25 protein-coding genes and 5 pseudogenes are annotated in these 24909 nt (G+C 46.1%); 12 read left to right on the forward strand and 18 right to left on the reverse strand.

Translation table 11 applies throughout. The features are described 5' to 3' along the window. Positions 1-200 precede the first annotated feature (200 nt). On the forward strand, positions 201-569 hold the full coding sequence (locus tag EC843_RS24845) for a hypothetical protein (protein WP_064547677.1): 369 nt from the start codon (positions 201-203) through the stop codon (positions 567-569). A 444-nt stretch (positions 570-1013) separates the two neighbouring features. Further along, a complete protein-coding gene (locus tag EC843_RS16275; RefSeq protein ID WP_064547679.1) occupies positions 1014-1718 on the forward strand; it encodes an oligogalacturonate-specific porin KdgM family protein in 705 nt (234 codons plus the stop codon). 79 nt (positions 1719-1797) lie between these two features. On the opposite strand, the gene EC843_RS24580 is transcribed toward EC843_RS16275, so the two are convergent. Beyond that, positions 1798-1974: a hypothetical protein gene (locus tag EC843_RS24580; protein WP_166642068.1), complete on the reverse strand. Its 177-nt coding sequence runs from the start codon at positions 1972-1974 to the stop codon at positions 1798-1800. Between the two features lie 133 nt (positions 1975-2107). Then, positions 2108-2350, reverse strand: a complete 243-nt coding sequence (locus EC843_RS16280) for a hypothetical protein (RefSeq protein ID WP_064547681.1) — start codon at positions 2348-2350, stop codon at positions 2108-2110. A gap of 353 nt (positions 2351-2703) precedes the next feature. On the opposite strand from EC843_RS16280, the gene EC843_RS16285 reads away from it, so the two are divergent. Continuing rightward, entirely contained in the window at positions 2704-2979 is a 276-nt protein-coding gene (locus EC843_RS16285) for a DUF1471 domain-containing protein (protein ID WP_133522611.1), read from the forward strand. Between the two features lie 237 nt (positions 2980-3216). After that, positions 3217-3873 (forward strand): VIT1/CCC1 transporter family protein, encoded by a 657-nt coding sequence (locus EC843_RS16290; RefSeq protein WP_064547685.1) that lies wholly within the window; start codon positions 3217-3219, stop codon positions 3871-3873. Between the two features lie 497 nt (positions 3874-4370). Here EC843_RS16290 and EC843_RS16300 read toward each other — a convergent pair whose 3' ends face one another. The 11 genes and pseudogenes from EC843_RS16300 to EC843_RS16350 form a co-directional block, all read right to left on the reverse strand. Beyond that, positions 4371-5246: a 5'-methylthioadenosine/S-adenosylhomocysteine nucleosidase gene (locus EC843_RS16300; RefSeq protein ID WP_121815414.1), complete on the reverse strand. Its 876-nt coding sequence runs from the start codon at positions 5244-5246 to the stop codon at positions 4371-4373. A 353-nt stretch (positions 5247-5599) separates the two neighbouring features. Continuing rightward, positions 5600-5716, reverse strand: a pseudogene (locus tag EC843_RS24850) (hypothetical protein); the annotation flags it as partial. Between the two features lie 321 nt (positions 5717-6037). Then, complete coding sequence (locus EC843_RS16310; protein WP_133522612.1) at positions 6038-6985, reverse strand: LysR family transcriptional regulator; 948 nt, start codon at positions 6983-6985, stop codon at positions 6038-6040. 111 nt (positions 6986-7096) lie between these two features. Next, positions 7097-7750 carry a DUF1120 domain-containing protein gene (locus tag EC843_RS16315; RefSeq protein ID WP_166642069.1) on the reverse strand — a complete coding sequence of 218 codons (654 nt, stop codon included), beginning with the start codon at positions 7748-7750 and terminating at the stop codon, positions 7097-7099. 71 nt (positions 7751-7821) lie between these two features. After that, complete coding sequence (locus tag EC843_RS16320; protein ID WP_064547694.1) at positions 7822-8490, reverse strand: DUF1120 domain-containing protein; 669 nt, start codon at positions 8488-8490, stop codon at positions 7822-7824. An 83-nt stretch (positions 8491-8573) separates the two neighbouring features. Next, positions 8574-9149 (reverse strand): hypothetical protein, encoded by a 576-nt coding sequence (locus EC843_RS16325; RefSeq protein ID WP_121815412.1) that lies wholly within the window; start codon positions 9147-9149, stop codon positions 8574-8576. Next, positions 9146-11560 carry a fimbrial biogenesis usher protein gene (locus EC843_RS16330; RefSeq protein WP_133522613.1) on the reverse strand — a complete coding sequence of 805 codons (2415 nt, stop codon included), beginning with the start codon at positions 11558-11560 and terminating at the stop codon, positions 9146-9148. Before EC843_RS16330 ends, EC843_RS16325 begins: the two co-directional genes overlap by 4 nt. A 21-nt stretch (positions 11561-11581) precedes the next feature. After that, a complete protein-coding gene (locus EC843_RS16335; protein ID WP_269811570.1) occupies positions 11582-12262 on the reverse strand; it encodes a fimbria/pilus chaperone family protein in 681 nt (226 codons plus the stop codon). A 307-nt stretch (positions 12263-12569) separates the two neighbouring features. Then, positions 12570-13238 carry a DUF1120 domain-containing protein gene (locus EC843_RS16340; RefSeq protein WP_166642070.1) on the reverse strand — a complete coding sequence of 223 codons (669 nt, stop codon included), beginning with the start codon at positions 13236-13238 and terminating at the stop codon, positions 12570-12572. Between the two features lie 138 nt (positions 13239-13376). Further along, a complete protein-coding gene (locus EC843_RS16345) occupies positions 13377-14057 on the reverse strand; it encodes a DUF1120 domain-containing protein (RefSeq protein WP_064547701.1) in 681 nt (226 codons plus the stop codon). 307 nt (positions 14058-14364) lie between these two features. Then, positions 14365-14748 carry a hypothetical protein gene (locus EC843_RS16350; protein WP_243739150.1) on the reverse strand — a complete coding sequence of 128 codons (384 nt, stop codon included), beginning with the start codon at positions 14746-14748 and terminating at the stop codon, positions 14365-14367. A gap of 227 nt (positions 14749-14975) precedes the next feature. Between EC843_RS16350 and EC843_RS24855 the strand changes: the two are divergent. Further along, positions 14976-15110: pseudogene (locus EC843_RS24855) on the forward strand (integrase); the annotation flags it as partial. A 112-nt stretch (positions 15111-15222) separates the two neighbouring features. On the opposite strand, the pseudogene EC843_RS16360 reads toward EC843_RS24855, so the two are convergent. Beyond that, positions 15223-15390: pseudogene (locus EC843_RS16360) on the reverse strand (NADP-dependent isocitrate dehydrogenase); the annotation flags it as partial. A gap of 304 nt (positions 15391-15694) precedes the next feature. Here EC843_RS16360 and EC843_RS16365 point away from each other — a divergent pair. From EC843_RS16365 to EC843_RS16385, 5 genes and pseudogenes are all read left to right on the forward strand, one after another. Further along, complete coding sequence (locus EC843_RS16365; RefSeq protein WP_133522618.1) at positions 15695-16369, forward strand: SOS response-associated peptidase family protein; 675 nt, start codon at positions 15695-15697, stop codon at positions 16367-16369. A 44-nt stretch (positions 16370-16413) separates the two neighbouring features. Beyond that, positions 16414-16761, forward strand: a complete 348-nt coding sequence (locus EC843_RS16370) for a hypothetical protein (protein ID WP_133522619.1) — start codon at positions 16414-16416, stop codon at positions 16759-16761. Between the two features lie 632 nt (positions 16762-17393). Next, entirely contained in the window at positions 17394-18086 is a 693-nt protein-coding gene (locus EC843_RS16375) for a hypothetical protein (RefSeq protein ID WP_133522620.1), read from the forward strand. A 3-nt stretch (positions 18087-18089) separates the two neighbouring features. Next, positions 18090-18449 (forward strand): annotated as a pseudogene (locus EC843_RS16380) (SOS response-associated peptidase family protein); the annotation flags it as partial. A gap of 370 nt (positions 18450-18819) precedes the next feature. Further along, entirely contained in the window at positions 18820-19674 is an 855-nt protein-coding gene (locus tag EC843_RS16385) for a pirin-like C-terminal cupin domain-containing protein (RefSeq protein ID WP_133522622.1), read from the forward strand. A gap of 17 nt (positions 19675-19691) precedes the next feature. Here the strand turns inward: EC843_RS16385 and EC843_RS16390 are convergent, their stop codons facing one another. Beyond that, positions 19692-20609 (reverse strand): LysR substrate-binding domain-containing protein, encoded by a 918-nt coding sequence (locus tag EC843_RS16390; RefSeq protein ID WP_133522623.1) that lies wholly within the window; start codon positions 20607-20609, stop codon positions 19692-19694. 48 nt (positions 20610-20657) lie between these two features. Continuing rightward, positions 20658-21284, reverse strand: a complete 627-nt coding sequence (locus EC843_RS16395; RefSeq protein WP_133522624.1) for a TetR/AcrR family transcriptional regulator — start codon at positions 21282-21284, stop codon at positions 20658-20660. A gap of 119 nt (positions 21285-21403) precedes the next feature. Here EC843_RS16395 and EC843_RS16400 point away from each other — a divergent pair, with 119 nt between their 5' ends. Both EC843_RS16400 and EC843_RS16405 read left to right on the forward strand, forming a co-directional pair. Then, positions 21404-22624 carry an MFS transporter gene (locus EC843_RS16400; RefSeq protein ID WP_133522625.1) on the forward strand — a complete coding sequence of 407 codons (1221 nt, stop codon included), beginning with the start codon at positions 21404-21406 and terminating at the stop codon, positions 22622-22624. A 70-nt stretch (positions 22625-22694) separates the two neighbouring features. Then, positions 22695-23459: an SDR family oxidoreductase gene (locus EC843_RS16405; protein WP_133522626.1), complete on the forward strand. Its 765-nt coding sequence runs from the start codon at positions 22695-22697 to the stop codon at positions 23457-23459. A 179-nt stretch (positions 23460-23638) separates the two neighbouring features. Here EC843_RS16405 and EC843_RS16410 read toward each other — a convergent pair. Further along, positions 23639-23722, reverse strand: a pseudogene (locus EC843_RS16410) (IS6 family transposase); the annotation flags it as partial. 100 nt (positions 23723-23822) lie between these two features. After that, positions 23823-24905 carry a hypothetical protein gene (locus EC843_RS16415; protein WP_133522627.1) on the reverse strand — a complete coding sequence of 361 codons (1083 nt, stop codon included), beginning with the start codon at positions 24903-24905 and terminating at the stop codon, positions 23823-23825. Positions 24906-24909 lie beyond the last annotated feature (4 nt).

A 24909-nucleotide genomic window follows, 5' to 3' on the forward strand; every position in this document is an offset into this window, starting at 1 on the left:
CACTCTACACAAAGCCGATCAGCTATGCAATTCCCTGCGAATCGTTCGCTTAAAAATTCAACTTATTGTTTTTAAAACAACCAGCCATAAATGAAAATTCGCGATTTTGCATAAATTTTAACCAACAATCACCCAAGGTTAAGTTCTTTGGTAAGACATGTTACCCTTGCATTACAATACATTACAAAATGAGGTGTTTTATGAAACTCATTCTCTTCATTAGCCTTTTAGGCTTCATTCAATCATCCGCCTTTGCCGCCACTGCGACCAAACTGTCATGCCCAATGCGCGAAAATGTTGTCATATCACGGTTTAGCCATAACCTTTCGACAATGAAGTGGGATGATCACTTTCTGGTTGCTTCAGGCGTGAAGAAAACCAAAACAAGGAATGACGTTCCTTTTCGTGTCACCAGTTTTCAGAATGGAGATGACCTGGTTTTCTTCCCTGAAAAGCAGCAGTACTACTTGTTTTATTCGGGGAACCCGAATCCAGATCGCTGCACCATACAAAGCACAAGCACTTATGAGATAACCCAATTACCACGGTATGAAAAACCTGACACGTAATCTGGCTAAAGGCCGCAGGCAGGATATGGCAAATCGGTGAGTGTTAAGAAGGGCTTGTCATCCACCAATAAAAGCGGGGGTAGAATCTTCCCGCTCTTACGTATTTTAGGTAAACACAATCTAATAAATATTTCACGCCCTCTCTTTTTCCCTTTCTCAACTCAAATCAATTGATTCCCACCTTCAACATTGTCCTTCTTTTCCGTGCTACATCATTTTGGTTATATTCTCATGACGATATATTTACGGTTTATTAACACCACAACTCTTGAGCAACTCCAATGCTGTAGAAAAAATCAATAATTATTTTATTTAATAACGAACAAAACAATTGAAACATGATTTCATTTTCTTGATCAAACTATCTCTTTCTGAAAGCAAAATTAATTAGCATCGTCACCAGTCCGATGACTGATTTTTTAATTCACAACAGGGAAAGACTAAATGAAATGTCTCTTTAAACTTAGTGCTTTAGCTACATTATTAGTTTCAGTTTCTTCAGGTGCGGTTACACTGGATTATCGTCATGAATTTAAACCAGAAAGCGGCACCAACGCTGACAGGATTAAAATAGGCCACACTACTGAAGATGGCTATTTTGCGAGCGTTGAAGGCAAAGTATCTGAAAAAACAGAAGTTGATAAAGAAGGCTACAAAAACGGCATTGAGAAATACAGTGGCAATGGTAGCGAATTTGAATTTGGTAAGAACTTCATCATCAATGATCAGTTAACAATTGCGCCAGCAGTTAACCTTGATGTTGGTGATACCTATATTGGTTACCGCGTGCAGGTTAAAGCCATCTACAATATTAACGATAACTGGATGACATCTCTGCGTTGGCGTCCAGGTATTGAGGTGAGTGAAAACGCCGGTGTTGAGGACAAAAACTATAACCAATTTAACTGGGAACTTGGTTATACCTATCAACAATTCTCTATTGTCGGTGATTTTGAATATCGCTTCACAAATTATGAAGATTATGAAGGCGAGCATAATTATTGGCTCTATAACGTTGTAGCCAGCTATAGCATTGATAAACACTGGAAACCATATACTGAAATCGGATATGTTCCACGTTACAATCAAGACCATGAGAAAGACGAAATGGAAGTTCGTTATCGTATGGGTATCAAATATACTTTCTAAATCCAGATAATAAAAATCCCGCTGACATGGCGGGATTTTTACTGCACTAACCAGGAGTAACTCTTACCCCTTATTGATATCAGTGTTTGATATCACGCTTTTCCTGACGGCAATCGGCATTGCCAACAAGACCGTCACGACATTCTTGCTTGGCTTCGCGCCCATCTTGGCGCTCTTGAGCCTGCTCCGTTGCCAGTACAGATACTGAAGCCATCAGAGTGGAAGCTGCAAGCAGCATTAAAGCATATTTTTTCATGGGAAATTCCTTACGTGGGTTAGCACACCATTATGGCGGGCACAAATCATACACTTCAGTTGCTTAGCCCGTCGTGCCAGAATAAATACAATTTTAAACTAATATTTATGCACTAATCCCTTCTCAGCACACCTCAGTACTTGATATCACGAGCTTTATCACGACCTTCCTGCTTATGTTGACGGTGGTCCTGTCGGCAATCAGCATTACCAACAAGGCCATCGCGACACTCCTGCTTGACGTTACGTGATGCCTCGCGAGTGGTCTGCCTTACATCACGGCCATCCTGGCGCTGCCGTGACTGCTCAGTGGCCTGTGCGGGTATTGTGGCTATCAGGGTAGAAGCGGCCAGCAGGATCAATGCGTATTTCTTCATAGTAGGTCCCCAGAATTGGCAAGTCGCGCCAATATGACGTAGCTAAATTATAGACCCCTCGGGGGTTGCTGCTTAAATCAATACACATTTTCGATTAGGCTGTTGATAAGCCAATCAATATGAACCACCGTGTATTCGTTTCATATAGTTTATTTTTAATGTAAACAAAGACTCCAGTCGATTTTCGCTCCGGCATATCGATATATTTTTTAGATTACCTCTTAAAGAAACACCATGAGAAATCGTTCATAAATCGATAATTTATCCACTGTTTATCTTCTCCCTGCATCTACACTTTAAAGTGCCGATAGATTTCGAACGCTCATCCACTTGAGAGTTACGAGGATGTGAAGATGAAAAGATTGATCTATTTATCTATGACGGCGGCTCTTCTGGTACTTCCTGTAACCGCCATAGCAGCGGCCATAGAGACTCCAGCCCAAGAGTTAGCTCATGGAACGACACATCTACAAGAGATGGGTACCATCTCTGCCTGGGGAGATTCCGCTAATGATGTAAAGGTTTTCCTTGGTACAGAGGCAACTCAAAAAGGGGCGACCCGTTATAAAATAATTTCTGAACGCGATATTGAAGGGCAAGTATACGGAACAGCAATACTCTACAAATAGTATTCATCCGCATGCTTTATATGTAACGGCTCCTCCGCAAGGAGCCGTATTAGTAAGGTCAGCAGTTGTTTTTTTTAATCTAAAAGTATCTCTCAGACTGTAATTTCGCACTAACTTCTCACATGGTGATATAGCTCAGTTGATAGAGCAGCACTACAATTTGAATATGCTGATTTCTTATTCAGCACATCCAGTTCCGATCCACTCTTTGTGTTAACCATAAAGTGAGTGCTGTCAATGAACCAATCCCGTTTCTCCCCGTTAGACCCAATATCCCGTCACTCCGAGATCCTATTCGGTCTGCTGATGGTGCTCACCTTCACGGGCTGTTTTAACGCCTTCGAAGCGGGAAAAGCAGAGGTCAAGGATCTGCTTATCGCCGGTATCGGCTGTAACATCGCATGGGGGATAATCGATGCCATTGTTTACCTCATCACAACTCTGGCTGAGCGAGGACGTTTAGTGCGCCTGGAGAAAAAACTACGCCAGTTACCGGAAGGTGATTCAGCCGCACTGGAAGCCATGCGCGATGCCCTGCCCCCATTTCTGGCAGAGAATTGCTCTGATGCTGAACTTAAAAGCTGGCAGACGCGATTTAAAGAGTCCCATAGTGTGACGATGGGTCGCATGCTCACCTGGAACGATCTGCGTAACTGCCTGGGGGTTTTCTTACTGGTGTTTCTCTCCACTTTTCCCGTTTTACTGCCATTTATGTTCCTCGACGACACCGTACTGGCTTTGCGTCTTTCCCACGCTATCGCTCTCCTGATGCTGGTGTTACTCGGTCGTGGCCTGGCTCGCTATGCCAGTTCAAGCCGTCCCTGGTTTATCGGCTTTATCTTCGCAGCGGTGGGTACTGTGATCGTCGCCATCACGATTGCTCTGGGGGGGTGAACTCCACCTGCCTGCAACAAGGAAAGAAGAGGTTGCTGAATGATTGGCGCTAAATGTGTAAAGGCCCACCGAAGTGAGCCTTTTCACATTTATTGCTGATAAGTTAGACAGCGTTATGAGTTCGTCGGAGTAAAAAAACGGCCCATTATCATGAGCCAACGACTCATTGCTATCACTCTTATTATGGTAAATCTATTACCTGTCACCCTGGTGATGGCTGACGGAGAGAAGGATAAACAGTTACCTTGCGTGATTATTAGGTTTTTGTGCCAAATCACCTAACTTACCAAAAACACGAATGAAAAAGTCCCGGCTCATGCCGAGGCTAAGTGATCTCAGACACTTCAAGTCTATAGTTTGAAATCTAATGGCACATTTTTGAAAACTTCACACACAGCCTTACTTGGCTGTGCGGGTATATGAACCTGTTTGGCTGCAGCCAGTCAGTTGCTTAACTGACTGGCATTACTGCATAAACAACTCAGCTTTTTCTAAAACTATTTGCTTTTTAGTGTTGAAATATAATGCTTAACCACTTCATAAACATAATCCTGGTTTCCTTCCGCTGTTGCCGGGTTATATTTACCACCATTGCTTTTATTATTGGACAGAACTCTTATACCCAAGAATTTCACACCATAAGCGCTTGCAATTTGTGCACCTGCAGCACCTTCCATTTCTTCTACAGATGAACCGTAATTCACATGAAACCAATTAATTCGATCAATTTCATCATTCCAAAAATCTGATGAAGCAATAGTCCCTTCCACAACCTTACCTTTTGTATAGGTATTTTTCACCGCAATAGCAGATGCCAGTAAGTCCTTATCACCTTCGTAATAACGAATTTTTTTAGCATTAGGATCTGATCCACTACCTTCAGAAGCCATTAAGTCCATTGGCCCCCAGGTCATTGGGTTGCTTCCCTGATTTTTACCTAAATCACCTGATTTCAGAGAACCCGTATTTACCGTTCTTTTTCCCAGGACAATGTCACCCACATTTAAATCAGGATCATGCCCACCGGATGTCCCCTGGTTAATAATAGCAATAGGGTGATATTTCTCAATTGCTATAGCGGTATTAGCAGCTGTATTCTCCATCCCTTTACCGGTTTTAGAAACTATAACTGGGTAATTATCCAGCGTACCTATATAAAATACAAAGCTCCCTGATTTCTCAATTTTTACATCAGTTAATTTTTTGGCGAATTTTTCAGCTTCAATAGGCATTGGCCCTTGAATAAGGATTGGCCTTTCCTCAATTTTTTCTTTTTCTGCCGCTAACACCGTTGCAGGAACCCATCCAGCAATACATGCGACGACTAAGCCAGATGTCGCAAACGAAGCTATTTTCTTAACATACTCTCTCATAAATTAATATCCGTTAGTTGTTATTTAATTACCTAAATACTGTCCCACTGAAAAACCTGGTAACCCTGGCTGAAACTCAATGTCATAGCTTTCATTAACGAAACAATGCGCATCCGCATTGTAGAAATATTTTAGCCGCACTCAACTGGAGATTCGTTTTTTAATAAATATAATTTCACAACAGGAACCGGTTGCCGCCATTTTCAGCTAACCCCCATTGATATAGTAATATTACTCTGAGGGGAATTATTTCGTTATGCCATAGTGTGTTGGTCAGTAGAAATATGGTGCAGTTTGGGGTTCTTGTGAAAGCATAAAAAACGGGAGCACCAGGCTCCCGTTTTGAAATCAGAGAAATCGTAAGTTACGGTCTTAGCGTTAATCGCGCCTTCCATACCTTTAACGATCAGGTCAGCCGCTTCGAACCATTCCATATGACTGAACATTACATTCAGGGAAATAACTCAACTATTTGAAAATATTGAAAAATACAATCTCAAGTTTGTACTCTGCTTACTAAAACCACCCTTCGTTAAGTTACTGTTTCTCAAATAGTTAATTTTAGTTTTGGGGATGATTGGTCGTGGAGCGCTTTTATCATGAACATGAAGACGGGGAGTTATTGTCATTGATACGGATACAGTTGACCTCTGCACTCATCAATCCGGCATCGACTGTAGTAATTGGACCACCCGATTTTGTACTTCCGAGCGACGGAGAGTTGATCAATGCCCGCCATGCCAACCCATTCTTAACACGGAAAGCCTCTGCATCCATACCGTTGCCACTAATTAATATGGCAAAGAGAAATGTTCTTGCAAACCGGACACTACTTTGGCAAGGAACGGACTGTTCAGTGCGCTTTTGTTGTACACCATATATATCGGCACTGATGGCAGGAGAAATTCAGTTTCCAGCATCTTTAGGTTGTAACACTCTTTATATTTATTGAACGCGCTTAAAGGGGCAAAAGTCACCGCATCCGACTGCTCAACAAAACTCAGGGCAGCCATAGTGGATGTAGCCTGAAAACGAAATTTTCTCTGCATATTAATCGCATTTTCTATTTCGGTTTTAGCCGCGCTTATTTCGGTGCTATCCGATGTGATACTGACAAATCGTTCGTTGGGTACATCACTGAACATGAGTGTACTTTTAAGCCGGGGATGCGATTGCGAACAGACAGCGACAAATTGTTCCTCGTAAATCTTGTAAGTATTTCGTGACATATTACTATGCGGGCTGACATCAAAAACAATATCCGCCTTTCTGAAAGTCAACACATCATCTACCGACTCTACAGAATTATTATTATTGTCATGAACCAAATGACTTTCTGGGGATATTTTATCCATGATTTTTATTAACGGACCGAGAATTCTTGTTGCTAAAAAAAGAGAACAGTTGATCACCAACTTGTTCTTATTCTCGTTATCATTCTCATTTTTTAAATCGTGAAACTGAGAAACCAAATCGTCATAGGTCCCACCCAATTTTTCATGAATATAGGTAGCATTTATGGTGGGTTTCAACCCTTGACCCTGGCGAATAAAAAGCGGGTCGCCAAAATAAACGCGTAATCGACCTAAAGCCTGGCTTATGGCCGCAGGGGTAGTGCTCAGCACATTTGCGGTGGTGGTCACACTGCCATACAAATAAACAGCTTCAAAAACATTCAGGAGGTTAAGGTCGAATCCCTTCATGGTGATAAAACCATCAACAGCATGACTTTTTTTCATGGAAAAGCTCTCATCTTAGAATATTCCTTAAGTATAGCTTTGATATTGAAACCATAGTGTAAACCCGCATTTGTACGCGAGTTTACACATTTATGCTGTTACCCAAAGCTCTTAAAGATAAATCAAGCTAAAAGTCAGCTGACCATCAATCGGCGTATTATCGATAAGTCCAAGAGTATCCGTTGCCTGAATCCCCGCAGTGACCCCCATCGGGAATTCTGCTGTTGTAAATGCAATAGGGTCCAGGCCAGTCCCTACCGTCATAATACGCCAGTTGTCTTGCTGAAGTGACTGCGCATAGAAGCCACCGCAATCTGTCCATGATCTATCAGGGTTCGAGAAGTTATCTTTCTGTATATAAATTAGATTCGCATTCACGCCATCTGCAGTTACTGCGCTGTTATTAAGCTGCACGGCATAAGATCCAATATTCACGCCCGTGGCTGTTTTTCCCAGACCAAAATTATAGGCGGGGTCAACATTAATGTTATACAATGCCGCATCACTATCCTGACGATCGTCATTAGAGCTGAATCCTACTTTCGTCGGAGAAACACAATTTATGGTTAGTGTGATGTTTTTCGTCTCAAGCTTAGTTGCAGAAGTAGGGTTTAAAGTACTGGCAACTATATTCCCGTAATCAATAACGCCACCGTTACTGAATGTGGGTGTGCAAGACGCGGTTAATATTTTCCCCTCAACCTTAAGCGGAATGCTCCCTGCAGCATAAGAAGAATTAGCCAGGCTAAGAATGACACTGGCCATCATTATGTTCCGCATAAATATCCTTTCATTTTGTTAATTAATAAAAAAAACGTGATTCGTTTTTCGTACCACTAGAGGTAAAAGAGGCTAATTGTCATTTCACCATCCAACGATGTTGTGTCAGTAATAGCCAGTGTATCAGTCGGCTGCACCGTCGCTGCAACTTCCAGAGAAAATGTTGCGCTGTTAAAAGCTACTGGTTCATTAAAACTGCCGAAAGAGGTCACTATGGAGTCACTGCCCCTTAAGACACCCATACTTGTATTCCAGTCACCTGGATTACTGCCAGTCCCCCTGGACATCAGCTGTGCTGTCGAACCATCAACGTTTATTGAAGAGGCGTCAACCCACACACCATAAGAACCGATTCCGATATTCTCTGCGGTTTTTCCTAAACCAAAGAGGTTGTCGTGGTTGGTCACAACATTTCCATTGCTGAACTCGACACTATTATAAGGATTACCCTCTTCATGATTGGAGATAACGGTAAAACCAACCTTGGTGGCTGAATCACACGTAATACTGAGGCTAATATCTTTTTGGCCCAAACTATTGGGTTGCGTCGAGCTTAGGGAGCTAACTTGAATCGTGCCAAAATCCACAATCCCGCCATTGCTCAGCGTGGGAGTGCAGGCTGAAGTGGTCAATGTCCCCTGCACCTTAAGAGTGGTGCTGGTTTCACCCGCAAAAGCGGAGCTGGTTGCCATGGTAAGTAAAGTGGCGAAAAGTAATTTATTCATTTCGATGATCTTCAATTTGGAATGGAGCTAAGTGAGAAATACCCTTTAAAAGAAAACGAGAATTCCTCTCCCGCCGCAGTCATTTATTGATCGTCGATCATCACCAGACCGATATCCGAAGTCAGTGTTGTACGGTCAGACACCTTAAACTCACTCTCTTTCAATACCGGAGTTAGTGTCAGCCTGAAATTCATTTGCTGCCCTTGCACCGCAGAGTTGCCATTAACGGCCATAATCCCTTCACGGTTATGAACCAGCAGTTCTTCCGCGGCGCTGCCGTCCGGCAAAAAGCTGCCGGGATTAACGGTTTTCGCCATCGGGTAGTGTTGCCCGTCAACCATCAGCTGCGACACTTTGCCGCTAAGGCCGCTCTGGCTGCCAAACCTGAAATAGCCTTTATCCCCTGCGTTACCGTGGAAGAACACCGCCATTTTGCGAGGCGTGGTACAGAACACGTTGACGTTAATGTCCTTCTCCTGCATCACGCTCCAGCCTTGCCCGGTCTTTACCGCCTCGTCCTGGCGCAATACCTGTAAATCCACTTCGGGTTGCGAAAGCGTCATCTGGCAATCGCTGTTTGCAAAGCTGGCGGGTACGGCCATAAAGCTACTGATAACCGCCAGCGCGCCGATCGTTGTGATTCGGGAAAATGTTCTCATCGGCATACGCCCTCTGTTTCTTCGTAAAAGGCTTCCTTGTCCTGTTTGTCTGCCAGCTTCCAGTCGATTTGGCACTGTCGTTTACCGTCATCATTGGTGACATAAAGTGCAGAAATCCCTTCTACATCGTTCAGGAAGACATGACCATCATCCACCACGGTAACCACGTAATTGCCCTTCTCATCCACCACTGAGCTCCCTTTACTTAACAACTGACCATCCGGATGTTTCACCTGAATCATGACCCTGCGCGAGTTCATCACTTTGAAACCGACTTTCCCGACCGAACCATGCCCCGCTGCAACCATCTTGGTGCCGTTTGCCAGATCCATGCTCTGAGGCAATGTGTTGCCGTTAATTTCGATACGCGCATTGCGATACAGCGGCATACCCGGTATTACCGCCTGCCCCCAGGCATCCGTCCAGACCGTGCCTTGTGGGGTGGAAATTTCAATGCCGCTCACAGGCTCGCTCAAGCTGGCAATCGCAAAGGTGTCTTTCACCGCATAAGGCGAGAAGGTTACACCGTCGTCGTGCATCACGATTCCCCCGCTGAGGCTCATGTTGTAATTGCTTTGATGATCGTTACTGCCACCCGCCCCGACACTCAGTTGCGTGTAGTGGAGGTTGGAATTGATGTTGCCATTGAAGCTGGTGTTGTTGTCGTTCTGATCTTGATCGACGGAAATCGAGTAATTGCTGTTCTTCGTGATCTCGCCGCTGGTGGAGACACCGTACGAGGTGTCATCCCCTTGTTTACGCATGTGCGTACTAATGCTTTGCGAGCCAATCGGGATACTGACGTTGACATAAAAGAGATCTTCATCTTCCTGGTCTTCATCGGTACTCCCCACCTGGCTTTGCCAGTTAACCTGGACCGAGGCGTATTTGAACGTCTTTCCCCAGGAGGCATTCACATAGCGGGAATCTTCATTATCATCAGTGCCTTTGTTCAGGCTGTAACCGAGGGAAAATGTCCCGAGCGGCCCCTGGCTCCAGCTCACGGAGGAGCTGTAGCTGCTCTGATAACTGTTGTAATCGTCATTCATGGCATCAGTAAGCTCGCGGTAATCCGCGGAATATTTTGCCGCAGCAAACGACACCGACAACGAATCCACCGGCGAAAAGCTGGTCGATAGCTCGCTTTTTGTCCCCTGGCTTGAATCACCAAAAGACTCTTTACTGGCAAGCAAACTGGCACCCACCGTCCAGTTGTTCGACGGCAGATAATCGAGCATGGCACCCGCCGCCTGGTAATCAGCGGCCAACACACCCGACGCGGTCAGGTTAAACTGGGGGCTCAGGCTCCAGCCATCTGACAAATTAACTACCGTCGGGTCACTGTAATCAGAATCGGTATCCCTGACTCTCCCCATCGACATCGAAAAACCCAATGGTCGGGAAAGCCGCTTTGCGTTCAGGCTCGATGAAGGAATAACGAAATGGTTAGTGGAGCCGTCAGTCTCCACCACGGTAATGTCCAGATCGGTATTGGTGCGCACAATCGGCACGTTATCCAGCGAGAACGGACCTGCCGGGACCAGCGTTGAGTAAATCAGCTGGCCCGTCTGGCGGATTTCAACACGCGCCTGAGGCATACGCGCAATCCCGCTTACCGTCACACCAGAATCACCGGCAATTAAGGCGCTTTCCGGCGTTAACAGGAAACCGTTAATTGGCGCTCCGGCAAACAGACCGGAATTAGCGTTAACCTGCCCTATCTGCAACTGCATTTTTTGGTCGACAAAAGTGTGCGCTGCGTAGGTGTACAGGCTGTTGGCAGAAACGTTGCCATCGCTATCGGTAAAGACATAATTGCTGCGTACAAACCAGTCGGCGATATTCACGCCCGCTTCCAGCTGTGCCTGGCTGTAATCAGAACGGCCACCGTCATAACGGCTAGTGGTGCTGAACAAGTTGTAGTTCAACATCCCTGCCGTGCCGCCGTGAATAACATTCGCCGGCGTATTATCCAGCGAGTCATTCACCGCTTCCGGGGGGACCACCAGATCCAGCCTTTCCGCATTTGGTACAGGCGTTATCGTGGCACCTGGATATTCTTCGTGATAATCATGACAAGACTGCGGGTTGGGATCTTTTATGGTTTGCAGCCCGGCTGCCGATAAAAATTCATTATCAACACACAGCTCGCCCTGCGGTCCAAAACGGACCGCCAGCGTGCCTTTATCTTTACCATTAACTTTCAGAGAAACCGAATGCATACCCGGTAAGAATTTTGCTTCATTAGCAAAATAGTTATTAACACTGGAATCGACTCCACGTTGTTTCAGGATATTGGTATCAAAAGTATATTCTCGTGCGTAAGCATGCGTACTTATTAATATCACCACGGGTAGCGCACTTTTAAGCAATGCGTTTACGTAGAGAGATACTGTTGATAATTTAAGCATTGAGTTTTCTCAGTAGGTCAATTATTTATTAAGTGGCGCGGTATAACTCGGCACATCAATGCCGTAACGGCTGGCCGGAGTGAATTTCAACTGGTTGTCACTGCCTGGTGATTTATTCAGTGTGGCGGTCATCGTTTCGCCAGGCAGAATATAACTTTTCGCCAGTTTCGCGCGGGAAGAAGAAGGCAGTGTTTCAACGCCTTGCCCCATGCGCACGACATATGGGCTCGGGTTTTTCACCGTCAACGTGTTGCCTGCAGTGGACCATTTAAGCAACGTCCAGGCATCTTTCACTACCGGCAAGTTTTTCGGATGGATCAGAACCGGAATATCCTGGCGCAGGTTAAAACCTATCTTCATATTTTTAGACGGGTCTTTCGGCGGAATACCCTCAAATACCACGCGTTTTAAATGCTCGGTGGTCAGCGGTGCATCCGTGCGCAAAATAAAGCGCAGTTGCTGAGTCTGGCCGGGTTCAACACGCACAACGGGCTGCGTCACCGTCAGATGTGTGCCTTTATCGTCCGGTAAATCGTTAATCGTGGTGTAAAGCAAATTAGGTAAAGAGTCGGTATTGGTGAGGTTAATTGTTCCGCCATTCTCAGACTCTTCAATCAGCAGCAACGATGTTTCAGGCACCAAACCTGCTGCTATTGTCGGAGTCATATGCGTTGCGGCAAAAAACAAAGGCAGACTCAACATCACAGCACGAGATAATTTAGAAGGTGAAAACATATTCAGTTAATCCTGTAATAATGCCCAGAATGTTGGGCAATTAGTTGGTTACTGAAGCAAATAACAATGAGTCGCTTCAGACTGGGAATAAAATAAAACCACTTTTATCAGCCTTATTTTCACAAAAATAAATACCAGCCAGTCCGTGCGGCAGTAACAAAGTCATTTTTAATTAATGGTGTTTGTCAGATGAAAATATATGCTGCTTATAAATCAATATTAAAACTAGCAGGGGCTGATTGCCCCCGCTAAAGCTTGAGAAACAACGGTGTTATTAGAGGTAAACCAAGCTAAATGTCATTTCACCATCCAACGCAGTTTCATCAGTCAAACTCAGTGTTTCGGTTGGCTGAATTGCTGCTGCTATCGTCATAGGGAAAACACCAGTGATGAAAGCTTTAGGTGTTGTAGGGTCACCAACGGTGATCGTACGGAAATCACTGTCCTGCAAAGTACCAGCACTCACGGTCCATCCTGCTCCATCCGCATGATCCTTTTGCTGATAAATAATCGGTGTCACAATGCCATCGGCGGTAACGTTATTTGAATCAACGCGAATACCATAAGAGCCAATGCCTACACCCTCTGCTGTCTGACCCAGGCCGAAGATATTACCTGGATTACCCAGAACAACACCGTTATCAAATTTCACTGAGATATTCGGGTCGATATCTTTACGGGTATCTTCATTGGTAAAACCAACTTTGGTAGCTGAATCACACTCAATAGTCAGCGTAATATGCTTGTCACCCATTTGGTTTACTTCTGTTGCGCTCAGTGCACTTACAGAGATATCGCCGTAATCAACCGCACCACCATCACTTAAAGAAGGGGTACAGGCTGCAGCAACCAATTTACCCTGTACTTTAAGCTGGGTTGTTTCCGCCGCATAAGAAGAGCAAGTAGCAGCTGCCACTAATGTAGCCAGAATTATTTTCTTCATGTAAAACCTCATTTTGAATGTGAATATTAGAGGGTGGCTAATACGAACCTTAAATTAAGGCTCTATCCTTCCATCATAATTTTTAACATAGAGGGCATTAAGCCCTCTGAAATACGTAGATTAAATAACTAATGAATATCAGAGGTAAACCAGGCTGATAGTTGTCTGGCCATCCAGAATGGTTTCATCAGTAATGGCCAGGTTAGTACTGTTATCAACCGCAGCGGTCACTAACAATGGGAATGAAGCCTGGGTGAAGGCGACTGGAGCCAGTGAACCACTCTCAGCCACAGTCATATTACGGATAAAGCCGCCGTTGCCATTCAACATGCTACCGGTTGCTGATTTGCTCCATACGGTGCCGTCATCGGTGCTGATTGCGTCTTTAGCTGCGCCGTCAGCCGTCACAGAAGGGACGTTTACAGTAACTGCATAAGCACCGATATTCACGCCTTCTGCGGTTTTGCCCAGGCCATATTGCGCTGCTGCTTCAGCAGTATTCCCGCCGATGGCATCAGCATTCACAATTTCAATATTGTTGAGAGAATCATTTCTGTCATCAGATGTTGTCCATGCAACTTTAGCCGCAGAATCACAAGTGATAGAAAGGGTAATATTTTTCTGACCCAATTGAGTCACGTCAGTAGCAGATAATTCGCCAAGGCTAATTGCGCCAAAATCTACAACGCCGCCATTGCTCAGGTTTGGCGTACAGGCAGCGGTAATGATCTTGCCTTGTACTTTAAGTGTTGTAGTTTCTGCAGCATAAGAGGAAGATGCCGCAGCAGCAATCAAACTCGCCAGAATAATTTTTTTCATGAGTAGTCCTTTCATTCATATTGGTGGGGAATTTAAAAAGGTAGTTAAATAAAACATTCATATATTCGCTGCCTTTCGATGGGAAGCATTATCCCCACAAATGAATGAACAGAATAGCACCCTGGACGATAATCAGGTTTTAATGCTTTCTTAATTATCTATGCATGTTGTTGTTTTTTAACAAAAAAATCACCATTCATTATTTGAAAATCCAAATAAACGACTCTATTTAAAGAATATAAATAACACCAATTATTTGAGTTAATGCACATATATCATTTATCACGCTGGCGTATTGAGATATAACTCATTCGAGATCCAGACTGACTAAAAAACCCTGATTCATCAGGTCTATGTTTAATCGCGAGATATGCCAGTCTTTGTCTTCCGTGCTGCCAAATCCCTGTGTCGTAATCAGGTTCATTAGCTCGGGTGTCGCGACCAAACCAATATTCATGCCCATCAACCTCTTTTTACTAGCTGTCGAAAAACCTGCTGCGATTTCACGGACAGACTGTAGATCTGGCTGCGGCCAGGAATACTGGACCACTGGCTCTCCACTGCCAATTCTGAGTATTTTGGTTTTACCGCCGACCGTCGTGACAGATTCACGTGGAATGATAACCCAGCGGTCGTGTGTCACTTTACTCAGCGCACCGTAGCGCTCTGCCAGTCGCGTTAGCAGATTCATATCGCTCCCACCCAACTGATCAATGTGCTCAATCCGGATGTTGGCCAGCTCCTCAGGTATACCCACCGTTAACTGGTGCTCAGCGGAAATGGATTTGACGATATCCCCAGGCTGACGCCTGACCAGGATCGCGTTTTTTGAGACGGCAGCGTACTGTGGCCACGGGAATTGGTTTTTGAATAGGCGCGCGCCGTGACCTTAAAAATATGAGGCGAAGTGGCTGAACCGCCAGAAGCCAACGCGTCCACAATGTAGGTCCCTTTACCCAAAGACTGCTTGGCCACCGCTCCAGGAAAATGACTGATAAATACAACGATGATCGCGGCAAAGACTGGACCATAGTAGAGGTAAAAACAGGATAAAAAAGCCGGAGTTTGGGGAAAAGTTTTGGGGAATGTTTTGGGGAAGATATTTTGTGAAGGTATAAAAAACGGGAGCACCAGGCTCCCGCTTCGAAATCAGCGAAATCGCTAATTACATATGTTCGATCATCGCGTCGCCAAACTCTGAACATTTCAGCAGCTTAGCGCCATCCATCAGGCGTTCGAAATCGTAAGTTACGGTTTTGGCGTTAATCGCGCCTTCCATACCTTTAACAATTAAGTCAGCCGCTTCGAACCATTCCATATGACGGAGCAGCAGAGAAAAAAATTAACCATATTTGATTGAATTAACTAATAAATATCATCACTACTACGAGTATTTTACTATCAAATATCAGCTTTTTAACTAACTGAATTTATTGAAAAATAAATGAGTTTTGCAGAAGCGTTTTCAGTCACATTTTTAGTTTGCTACCAATCATGGGGTGTCAGGTGCGGAAGTTCATATCCTGTCATGGCTGTTCTTTATGTCTGCAAATTGAACAAGTAAACGATGGGAATTACGAGGAGAAAACGTTGTCATTCTGTCGTCATCTATACTTTCAGTTTTACTGGAGGTGACCATGTGTGGACGCTTCACCCAGATCAAATCTCGTGACGACTATTTGGCGTTTCTGGTCGAAGAGGCCGAAAACGACATCCCGTACGACCCTGAGCCCATTAGCCGCTACAACGTTGCGCCTGGCACCAAAGTTCTTCTGCTAAATAACCGCGATAATTCATTACACCTCGACCCGGTGCTCTGGTCATATTCACCAGGATGGTGGGACAAACCACCATTGATAAACGCCAGGGTAGAAACTGCGGCCACCAGCCGAATGTTTCAGTCACTATGGAATCATGGCCGGGCGATTGTGTTCGCAGATGGATGGTTTGAGTGGAAGAAGGAAGGAGATATAAAACAGCCGTACTACATCTACCTGAAGAACAGGAAGCCACTGTTCTTTGCAACTGTTGGCAAACAGCCGTTTGATATGGGAGATGAAGCTGAGGGATTTTTGATTGTGACGGCGGCGGCTGACTCTGGCCTGGCCGATATTCACGACCGTAGACCTCTAGTTTTTACGCCCGAAGCAGCCATGGAATGGATGAATCCAGAAACCACCGGTGCTCAGGCCAGCGAGCTGGCCCGTGATATAGTATTTCCAGCAGACGACTTTACCTGGCACCCAGTTGGCCAGGAGGTTGGTAATGTGAACAACCAAAGCCCTGAGCTGATAAGAAATATCGATATTTAAATATGCACTTCAGCTTAGAGCTCAACCGAGAGATGAGAGAATAAATGCAAGTTATAATGAAGTCTTATGTCAAATTATCTGATTTGATTATTGCCATAAAAAACACTAATTTTAACCAAGGCTCCTATTTTTGCTTATACTCTAAGGACTCTATGGAGCCACTTGCTTCCAGTTCAGTTTGTTTTGTTGATGAGTATCCAAAAGAGAGGGGGGGAGAGGATGTTTTTCCAGAGGACGTTGTCAATAATGATCTGGAGTTATGTTATTATGGCGAACAGTTCGTTGATGTCATAAATAATGTGGTTTCACAAGTCAATGACCCTCCAATATCTGTTTTCATAGATGCCCTTAATTATTACATGGACAATGATGATTTCCTAGATACCAAATAATAAAGGCAATGTGTACATGTCTAGTTTGTACAGATCTAGTTATCACCTTACACCGGCATACAGTCGGTGTTTTTTTGTTCAGTTGAAATTTCACGATTCTGGCAAGTTAAAGAGGATGGTAGTAACTCAAGGCAATCATCGCGCCGATGCGGTGCCACAACTGCTCATACGCTTCCTAGGGGATGCTCCAACGAAGAGACCGACTGCGAGCTGCGCTATCCCTACAACCGGCACCGTTACTTTAACCCTGCGTTGGGGCTAAGTCAGAAACGAAGATCAATTCAGGTAAAGATGCGCCTTCTGATAGTGGTATATATAGGTTTACTGATACAAACGGTAATGTATACACTGGATCGATAAATGACTACAGTACACGTATGAATCTACATAGCGCGGATGGTAGTTGGCTCCTGGATCCAAAGTAGAATTTACCCCGATTGATGCGCCAGGAAGAAGCTAAAACAGTGCTAGACGCGTAAGACGCTTTTAGGGCATCGGCTTCGATAGTAATCGTATACCGCTACCGAATAAGTCATCAGGGGTTAGAGCTGTTTCTCTGGAAAAATGGAAAAATATACCGGAAGTGATGGACCTCCTGGCTTCAATAACCCATATTTTAAGTAAGTGATAGCATGGATATCTCATCTTTTAAAAAATATATAAAATTGGCGCCAGAAAATGTATCAGAGTGGCAGCGGTGGGAAGATTCATTGCCTACCTTCGATTCTATATTGCCGGCTTTGGATTGTGTTTATAACTCTGAGTGGCAGCGTGATGATTGGAAAGCCATAAGAGCATTCATTCGTAAAGGTTATTTAGAACAAAATAAATCATCTGAATTAGTTGATGGAGTTAAGCATGTTAATATATTCAACTCTAAAATAAATAATGTAAGAGTAGATGTGGCTATTTCATTGAACTGCTCCATCGTTCGTTCATTGGAGTCAATAGATTTATGTTCGAATTCAGTAGAGTCATTAAGTGTGACCCATGCAAGAAAACTCTCTGAGATTACCGGGAATATCCAGGGCTTAAGCTATTTATCTTTAAATAAATGTCAGAAATTAGATGTTGGCCCTATCATTACAATGCTTGATAGCGTAAGAATTCTAGATCTCAGTGGGAACCCACAGTTGTCCAGTATTAGCGAGTTACGTGGAAATAGAAATATTTTTGCGTTATATCTAGTTGAAACGAATGTAATTAAGGCTGAAGAAACAGTAGATGTCTTGGCTTCGATGCCAAACTTGAAAAAACTTTGGATTAAAGCAAACAAAAAAGAGTTGGAGATTTTGAGAGAAGCTCTACCAGGGATTGTAAATTAAGCATGGAAAAAGGAAGGGGACAAAAAGCTGCCGTATTACATCTACAGGAAAGATAGGAAGCCGCTCTACTTTGCCGCGATTGGCAAACAGCCGTTTGATTCAGGGGATGAAGCAGAGGGATTTTTGATTGTGACTGCGGCGGCCGATAAAGGTCTGGTCGATATTCACGACCGCAGGCCGCTGGTATTTACACCAGAAGCTGCACTGGAATGGATGAATCCTGAAACAACAGCGGCACAGGCCAGCGAACTTGCGCTTGATACAGCTGTGCCATCAGATGAATTTACCTGGCATCCTGTAACTCGAGCTGTGGGTAATGTGAAAAATCAGAGTAAGGATTTGATCAGTAATATTGACCATTAATAAGGGCTGTCAGCTGCGAGCGATCAGCGGAAATTAGCCTCGCACGCACAAAATCAGTTTGTCGGAAGGTCTCTAAAAGTGAATGGTCCGGAATTCAGGAAGGAGTGTCAGTTAAACTCAGGCTATCCGCGTCAGACACAATACACCTGTTGTCTTTGTCCTGTTTTATTAAACACAGCGTCATAAATTTACTGGCTTCTAAAATAATGAGTGGGTACGTACTATTCAGTTAGCAACTCGCTTACATTTTACGGAGCAATAAATCTCAACATTTAATCTAAAACCTTCGCTCAGTGAATTGTCGGTGCATTGTTCATCGCATTCTGATTATGCCTCAGCCTAAGAATCAAAAATAAGCACAGGAGTTTAAATGAGCACTCAACTATCAAATGTCATTACGGCAACGACGCACCCGGTAGGTACAGGGTGCACCATCACCCAATTTCGACATGATTTGTTCCCTGCTGCAATGATGTCACCTTTTGTTATGGTTGATCATTTTCACATGTGGGAACCTACGTTTGAGGTTCACCCCCACGCAGGTTTCTCTGCCGTAACGCTGGTTTTTGAAGATGCGAAAGGCACGATGGTGAGCCAGGATTCTCTTGGCAATAATGCGATATTTGGTGCAGGTGACCTCCACTGGACCATGGCTGGTCGGGGAATTATGCACACACAGATTCCTGTTGGAACGCAATCCCATATTCATGCCCTGCAAATTTTTGTCAATTTACCGGCAGCACAGAAAAATTTGCCCGCAGATTCCTTCCACATCAGCAGCGATAAGATGCCGATCATCGAAAACGAAGGGAGTCGAGTGCGTGTCGTAGCCGGGGACTTTCAGGGACATCGTTCTTTAACCCGGGCTCCCCGTCCAATACTGATGCTTGACGTACAATTTCAAAAAAAGAATGTCGATATTGAAGTGCCTATGCCGGGTAAATGGAATGCGTGGATTCATGTGATTAAGGGGCATATCACAATTGATAACAACCGTGAAATTGGAGTAGATCAGGCGATCTGCATCAGTGCCGATGACCAGGGTGGCACTATCAAGCTGAAGGGAAGTGAAGGTGCTCATTGTGTTATTTTGTCTGCTGAACGGATCGATGAACCGGTAATTGCCCGCGGCCCGTTTGTCTTCGAAAGCGAAACTTCACTTGAGAAAGCGGTGAATGATTTTCACGCTGGTAAGTTCGGTTCTGTTGTCTCTAAACCGTATTGATCGAGTAACAGGCCCCATTAAATGGGGTCCCTGCGACTGGCGAGGGCATGAGGTAACGCATCAACCAAATAATCTAATAACTCGCGAACCGATGACAACCACCCCTGTTGAACAGGAGCCACGGCTGTCAGTTGTGAATCACCTGCACACCATAGCGGTAATACGCGGGCCAACCTGCCTTCAGCCATATCTTCACGGCACACATAATCCGGCAGGGCGACCAACCCCAAACCCGCTTCAGCGAACTGTTTAAGCGCAACCATGTTGTTGCTCACAAAGCGTGCGGTATAAGGCACGATAACCGCTGATCCGTCCTGGTGTCGCAGTGACCAACGCTGAGCCGTGCCGCGGCCAAAAGCGATGGCATTGTGAGCCAAAAGATCATCGGGATGTTGTGGTGCCCCTTTCTGCGTTAGGTAGCTCTCAGAAGCAAATAAATGCCAGGAAACCTTCACCAGGGGACGTTGTATCAGCGACGAATCAGGAAGAGGCCCCGAATGACCACGAATGGCCAGATCATACCCCTCACCAATGATATCTGTAATGATATCTGTAGCATGATGTTCAATACTGACTTTCGGAAATTTGTCCATAAAACCGGGAAGTACTGTGCGTAACGCAAATTGTGCCACTGTTACGGACGATGTGATCCGAATGGTACCACTGGGTTCCGATTGTCGTTGACGGCCCACATTTTCTGCCGCCTCAACCTCCCGAAGCAAGGACTGCGCTTGATGATAAAACTCGCCACCTACATTCGTGAGTCCAAGCTTTCGTGTGTTTCGGTTAAGCAACTGCACCCCAAGCTCACTCTCAAGCTGTTGAACACGCAGACTTAACGTTGACTTTGATATATGTAGAACCCGTGCTGCGGCAGTAAAACCCTCATGGTTCACCACCTGTACGAAAGAGAATACATTGATCAGATTTAACATTTGAGAGGCTCCCCTGGATACCCAAACAAGCTCAGGCAGCGACAACGGTTAACGTGCGACGTCACAAACATCCGACGCGCAGCTATCCCACACGCGCATAACCTGGCTGATAGCCGCATTCAGTTGGGAAAGCGGCACGCCATCCCGTGCCTGCATGGAAATCCCGGTCAGGAAGGTATAGAACACCGCGCCAAGCACGGCCGGATCAGTTGCAGGAGCCAACTCGCCCGCAGTGATGGCGCGCTGCACGCAAGCGTTCAGACCCGCTCGTGACCTGGAGCGCTCGTTGGCCATCGCTTTCTGGATATGTCTATTTTCTGGTGAACAGGTGCTGGCTGAAAGCACCAGCAGGCAACCCAGAGGGTGGCTGCGGTCTGTCTGCATCCTTGCCGAACGCCGCAATGATTGCTCAATGGCCTCTTTCGGTGGCAACGATTCATCCCAAAGGCTGGCAACAACCTGCCCATACATCCCGATATAACGCCCCACCACTTCCTGGAACAACAACTCCTTTGAGCCGAAGGCCGCATAAAAACTCGGCGCGGAAATTCCCCCCATCCCCTCCTTAAGCAGGGTGAGCGTGGTGGATTCGTAGCCGTGTTCCCAAAAGAGAAGCATGGCTTGATTGATCGCTTCATCTCGATCGAAGTTGCGGGGGCGCCCCATTTTTGCCATGGAAGTTTCTTTCTAAGACAGAATACTTAAATACTAACCGATACAAAAGTGATTGACCAGTCGGGACGAATATCATTATATTTATACCAATCGATATAAATGTGTATAAGAGATCGACAATGAATAAAACGGTTTCATCGCCAGTTCCGGGCATCGTTTGCGCTCCTACAGCCGAAAAGCTTCCCCGTGCGGGTTTGCTCGCTCTGGCAATGACCGGTTTCGTGGCTATGCTGACCGAAATCCTTCCGGCTGGCTTGCTACCACAGATAAGTGAGGGGCTACGCGTGTCAGATGCCATGGGAGGGCAACTCATGACCGTCTTCTCCCTCGGGTCACTTCTGACAGCCATCCCGTTGACCGCCGCAACCAGAGGCTGGCGTAGACGGTCAGTTCTGCTGCTGGCAATCATCGGCTTTCTCATTTTCAACACTGTAACCGCGCTATCAACCAGCTATCCATTGACATTAATCGCACGTTTCCTGGCGGGTGTCGCTGCAGGGCTGGCGTGGGGGTTGCTGGCTGGATATGCACGACGCATGGTGAATGCCCCCTTGCAAGGACAGGCCATGGCGATTGCGATGGTGGGAGTGCCTTTGGCGCTGTCGTTGGGTATGCCTTTAGGGACCTCGGTTGGAACGATGGTTGGTTGGCGCTGCACCTTCGGGATCATCTCGGGCCTGACGTTAGCGCTGGTGTTTTGGGTACTGCTCAAGGTACCTGATTATCCGGGGCAAGAAGCAGACCAACGCATGCCAATACGCGAGGTCTTCACAACCCCAGGCGTGCGTCCAGTACTGATTGTGATTCTGGCATGGATGCTGGCGCATAACATTCTCTACACCTATATCGTGCCCTTCCTGGCATCTGCCGGACTTTCCAGTCGAGTGGATGTTGTACTGCTGGTGTTCGGCATCGCCTCGTTGCTTGGAATTTGGCTCGTGGGCTTGTTGGTCAATCGATGGCTACGCTTACTGGTGATGAGCAGCTTAGGCACTTTTGCTCTCGTCGCTGCGGTACTCCAGATCGGCGGCACGGTGCCGATGGTGGTTTACCTTAGCGTTGCAGTTTGGGGGCTGACTTTTGGTGGTGCGCCGACATTATTACAGACGGCTTCAGCCGATACGGCTGGAGAGAATTCTGATGTTGCGCAGTCGATGGTAGTGACGGCCTGGAACCTGGCTATCGCTGGCGGCGGTTTAGTTGGCGGGCTATTGCTCGAAACAAACGGCGTTGCATCTTTTCCATGGATATTGTTGGCCTTACTTCTGGCCGCTCTTGTCGTGGTCTGGCTTGCCAAAGAGCACGGTTTTAGATTAGGACCGCGAGACTCAACAAGATGACTTTTTACCTACCCACACCGGCAAATTGTTGCCCGGTATTTTTCAAAAACGTGATGACAAAGGAGTACAAATGAACACAGGTTCTCTCAACGGAAAAAATGCCCTGGTCACTGGAGCCGGTTCTGGTATCGGTCGACATGTTGCCATTGCTTTAGCGGCGGAAGGCGCCCGCGTGGTACTAGTTGGTCGGCGTATCGCCGAACTTCAGCAAACCGGCGTGGAAATCGAGCGTAAGGGAGGAAGCTATTTGGCGGTAGAAGCTGATATCACGAATGAAGTGAGCGTGCAGACACTTCTGGATAAAGCGCTCGCTGGCCGCGAGCGACTGGACATCGCGGTCAACGGTGCAGGTATGTTTAGTGCCGGTACCATTGACGAGACAGAGCTTGATACCTTCCAGAAAATCCTGACAACCAATACTGTCGGTACATGGCTATGTCTGAAGCATGAAATCCTCGCAATGAAGCGTCAAGGCGGTAACGGCGTCATTATCAACATTGCCTCGAATGTCGGTTATCACCTCACTCGACCAGGAACAGGTGCCTATGCCGCCTCCAAAGCAGCAGTGACCGTCCTTACGCGAACCGCAGCGCTGGAAGCTATTAGTCATGGTATCCGTATTAACAGTGTCAGCCCCGGCCCTGTTGATACATCGATGTCTTACCGCGTGGGAGAAGACAAAGCGGCACGCGATACGCGCGTCGCAGCGACCAATCCGTCCAGGCGTGTCGCAAGCCTGGACGAAGTTTCTTCTGCCGTACTTTGGTTGTGCTCCGACGGAGCCGCCTACACGGTCGGCCAGGATCTGGTCGTGGACGGGGGCGCCTCAGTCTAACGGGTGACTTAATAAGAACGACTGTGTTTGCCATGCCGCTTCTCAGTCAGCCATGAGTGGCTACTTTTGGCTGACCGGGAGTGGAGTGTTGTGACTGTCAACACCAAAAGCTGGGCGTACTGTAACTGGCTCTGTTGCAAACAGGATCGCAAACCAGGTGTTCTCATTGAAAAAAAGACCTAAATCCCAAATACTTTGTTCACCAGACGCTCCTCTCCCTGGGGATGTCCATAATAAAATGACGCAGCCTGTCCTTTACGCAACATGGGTGATGTAAGCTGCAGAGCAGCTAAAGGGCTTTACTGATGAAAGGATTACTCGCTGTGTAAATTTTTCGGGATTAGCCTCCCGAATAGTTTGTGATTACTTCTTCAGTTCGATACTTACCAACATTCCCTCATAGGGTGACAAAATAAAAGCAACATTATCGACAACCCACCTGCAGTCTGCCTGTGGATCAAAACCCTCAGTGGTGACGGTGCACTCCGGGGTCAGTGCCAGTAGTTCAGGCGTGGCAGGCTGCGTGATGGACATCGACATAAGGTAGTCAGGTTCGGGCTTTGACTTTGTCTGGCTGGTGTTCGCGGCGACTCGCTCTGCATCTTGCTGTCGTGACCGTATAAACGCCTCTGCAGCCTGACGACTTGGCTGAGTAAAACCAGACGGTATTTCGGGCATCCCGGAGCCATGCCTCAGTACTTTGTGTTCGCCTGTCTGCGCATCGATATAAGGTACCAGCAGAGTGCCACCATTTCCTGCCGCCGTCTTTGAAGGAGTACTGGCTTTACTGCGGTGCGCAAACTGCCAGTATGTCCTCCCTGAGGGTGTTACGGTCACTTCTGGTAGTGGGTTACCACTGGCTGACCTTCCTGTCCCCTGCACCATAAAGACCTGATATCCGCCAGTCGCTTTACTGATGGCGTTGTATTGCCGCGCCAGTTTTGCCAGGAATTCAGCATCGTTTTCATAGAGCTGATCAAGATGCCCGGGCATCAGGTTGTTAAGCTCCGGTGATATGCTGGATAAAAGTCCATTTTCTGCCGCAATGGTTCTGACAATCTCACCAATACTGACATTCTCCCATGAGCGAGTTTTCTGGCTCTGCATATTATACGGATGCAGTGTGTTGCTACTGGGCACAGCCAGCGCGCTGATAGTGATGGCTCGCGGCGGTCCCTGTAGAGAGACTGAATCAACAACAAAAGTCCCCTTTTCCACCAGAAACTCATCGAACCCGATAGCCAGTTTTAATTTTGCACCTTTTGATGGCAGCATCATCGTCGGCGAAACCAGGTTGATAGTCAGCTTGTCTGATTGAGGATCGTCTCCGGTTGCCCCGTAATCAGTCAATGTCAGGTCGGTGAGATATTTTGCGACCTCTTGAGTAATATTTTTATCTTCAGCGACTAATGAAAATGTGGGCAAACTGGGATTAACGTTATTCATGGGA

The sequence above is a fragment of the Buttiauxella sp. JUb87 genome (assembly GCF_004361975.1).
Classification (GTDB): domain Bacteria; phylum Pseudomonadota; class Gammaproteobacteria; order Enterobacterales; family Enterobacteriaceae; genus Buttiauxella; species Buttiauxella ferragutiae.

Bases quoted from the DNA above. Each gene is read 5' to 3' on its own strand.
- EC843_RS16340 (WP_166642070.1), bottom strand. From the start codon at position 13,238: ATGAAGAAAATAATTCTGGCTACATTAGTGGCAGCTGCTACTTGCTCT.
- EC843_RS16325 (WP_121815412.1), bottom strand. From the start codon at position 9,149: ATGAGAACATTTTCCCGAATCACAACGATCGGCGCGCTGGCGGTTATC.
- EC843_RS16405 (WP_133522626.1), top strand. From the start codon at position 22,695: ATGAACACAGGTTCTCTCAACGGAAAAAATGCCCTGGTCACTGGAGCC.
- EC843_RS16350 (WP_243739150.1), bottom strand. From the start codon at position 14,748: ATGAATCTGCTAACGCGACTGGCAGAGCGCTACGGTGCGCTGAGTAAA.
- EC843_RS16395 (WP_133522624.1), bottom strand. From the start codon at position 21,284: ATGGCAAAAATGGGGCGCCCCCGCAACTTCGATCGAGATGAAGCGATC.
- EC843_RS16275 (WP_064547679.1), top strand. From the start codon at position 1,014: ATGAAATGTCTCTTTAAACTTAGTGCTTTAGCTACATTATTAGTTTCA.
- EC843_RS16320 (WP_064547694.1), bottom strand. From the start codon at position 8,490: ATGAATAAATTACTTTTCGCCACTTTACTTACCATGGCAACCAGCTCC.
- EC843_RS16280 (WP_064547681.1), bottom strand. From the start codon at position 2,350: ATGAAGAAATACGCATTGATCCTGCTGGCCGCTTCTACCCTGATAGCC.
- EC843_RS16385 (WP_133522622.1), top strand. From the start codon at position 18,820: ATGAGCACTCAACTATCAAATGTCATTACGGCAACGACGCACCCGGTA.
- EC843_RS16310 (WP_133522612.1), bottom strand. From the start codon at position 6,985: ATGAAAAAAAGTCATGCTGTTGATGGTTTTATCACCATGAAGGGATTC.
- EC843_RS24845 (WP_064547677.1), top strand. From the start codon at position 201: ATGAAACTCATTCTCTTCATTAGCCTTTTAGGCTTCATTCAATCATCC.
- EC843_RS16400 (WP_133522625.1), top strand. From the start codon at position 21,404: ATGAATAAAACGGTTTCATCGCCAGTTCCGGGCATCGTTTGCGCTCCT.
- EC843_RS24580 (WP_166642068.1), bottom strand. From the start codon at position 1,974: ATGAAAAAATATGCTTTAATGCTGCTTGCAGCTTCCACTCTGATGGCT.
- EC843_RS16370 (WP_133522619.1), top strand. From the start codon at position 16,414: ATGCAAGTTATAATGAAGTCTTATGTCAAATTATCTGATTTGATTATT.
- EC843_RS16300 (WP_121815414.1), bottom strand. From the start codon at position 5,246: ATGAGAGAGTATGTTAAGAAAATAGCTTCGTTTGCGACATCTGGCTTA.
- EC843_RS16290 (WP_064547685.1), top strand. From the start codon at position 3,217: ATGAACCAATCCCGTTTCTCCCCGTTAGACCCAATATCCCGTCACTCC.
- EC843_RS16330 (WP_133522613.1), bottom strand. From the start codon at position 11,560: ATGCTTAAATTATCAACAGTATCTCTCTACGTAAACGCATTGCTTAAA.
- EC843_RS16375 (WP_133522620.1), top strand. From the start codon at position 17,394: ATGGATATCTCATCTTTTAAAAAATATATAAAATTGGCGCCAGAAAAT.
- EC843_RS16285 (WP_133522611.1), top strand. From the start codon at position 2,704: ATGAAAAGATTGATCTATTTATCTATGACGGCGGCTCTTCTGGTACTT.
- EC843_RS16390 (WP_133522623.1), bottom strand. From the start codon at position 20,609: ATGTTAAATCTGATCAATGTATTCTCTTTCGTACAGGTGGTGAACCAT.
- EC843_RS16335 (WP_269811570.1), bottom strand. From the start codon at position 12,262: ATGTTGAGTCTGCCTTTGTTTTTTGCCGCAACGCATATGACTCCGACA.
- EC843_RS16315 (WP_166642069.1), bottom strand. From the start codon at position 7,750: ATGGCCAGTGTCATTCTTAGCCTGGCTAATTCTTCTTATGCTGCAGGG.
- EC843_RS16365 (WP_133522618.1), top strand. From the start codon at position 15,695: ATGTGTGGACGCTTCACCCAGATCAAATCTCGTGACGACTATTTGGCG.
- EC843_RS16345 (WP_064547701.1), bottom strand. From the start codon at position 14,057: ATGAAAAAAATTATTCTGGCGAGTTTGATTGCTGCTGCGGCATCTTCC.
- EC843_RS16415 (WP_133522627.1), bottom strand. From the start codon at position 24,905: ATGAATAACGTTAATCCCAGTTTGCCCACATTTTCATTAGTCGCTGAA.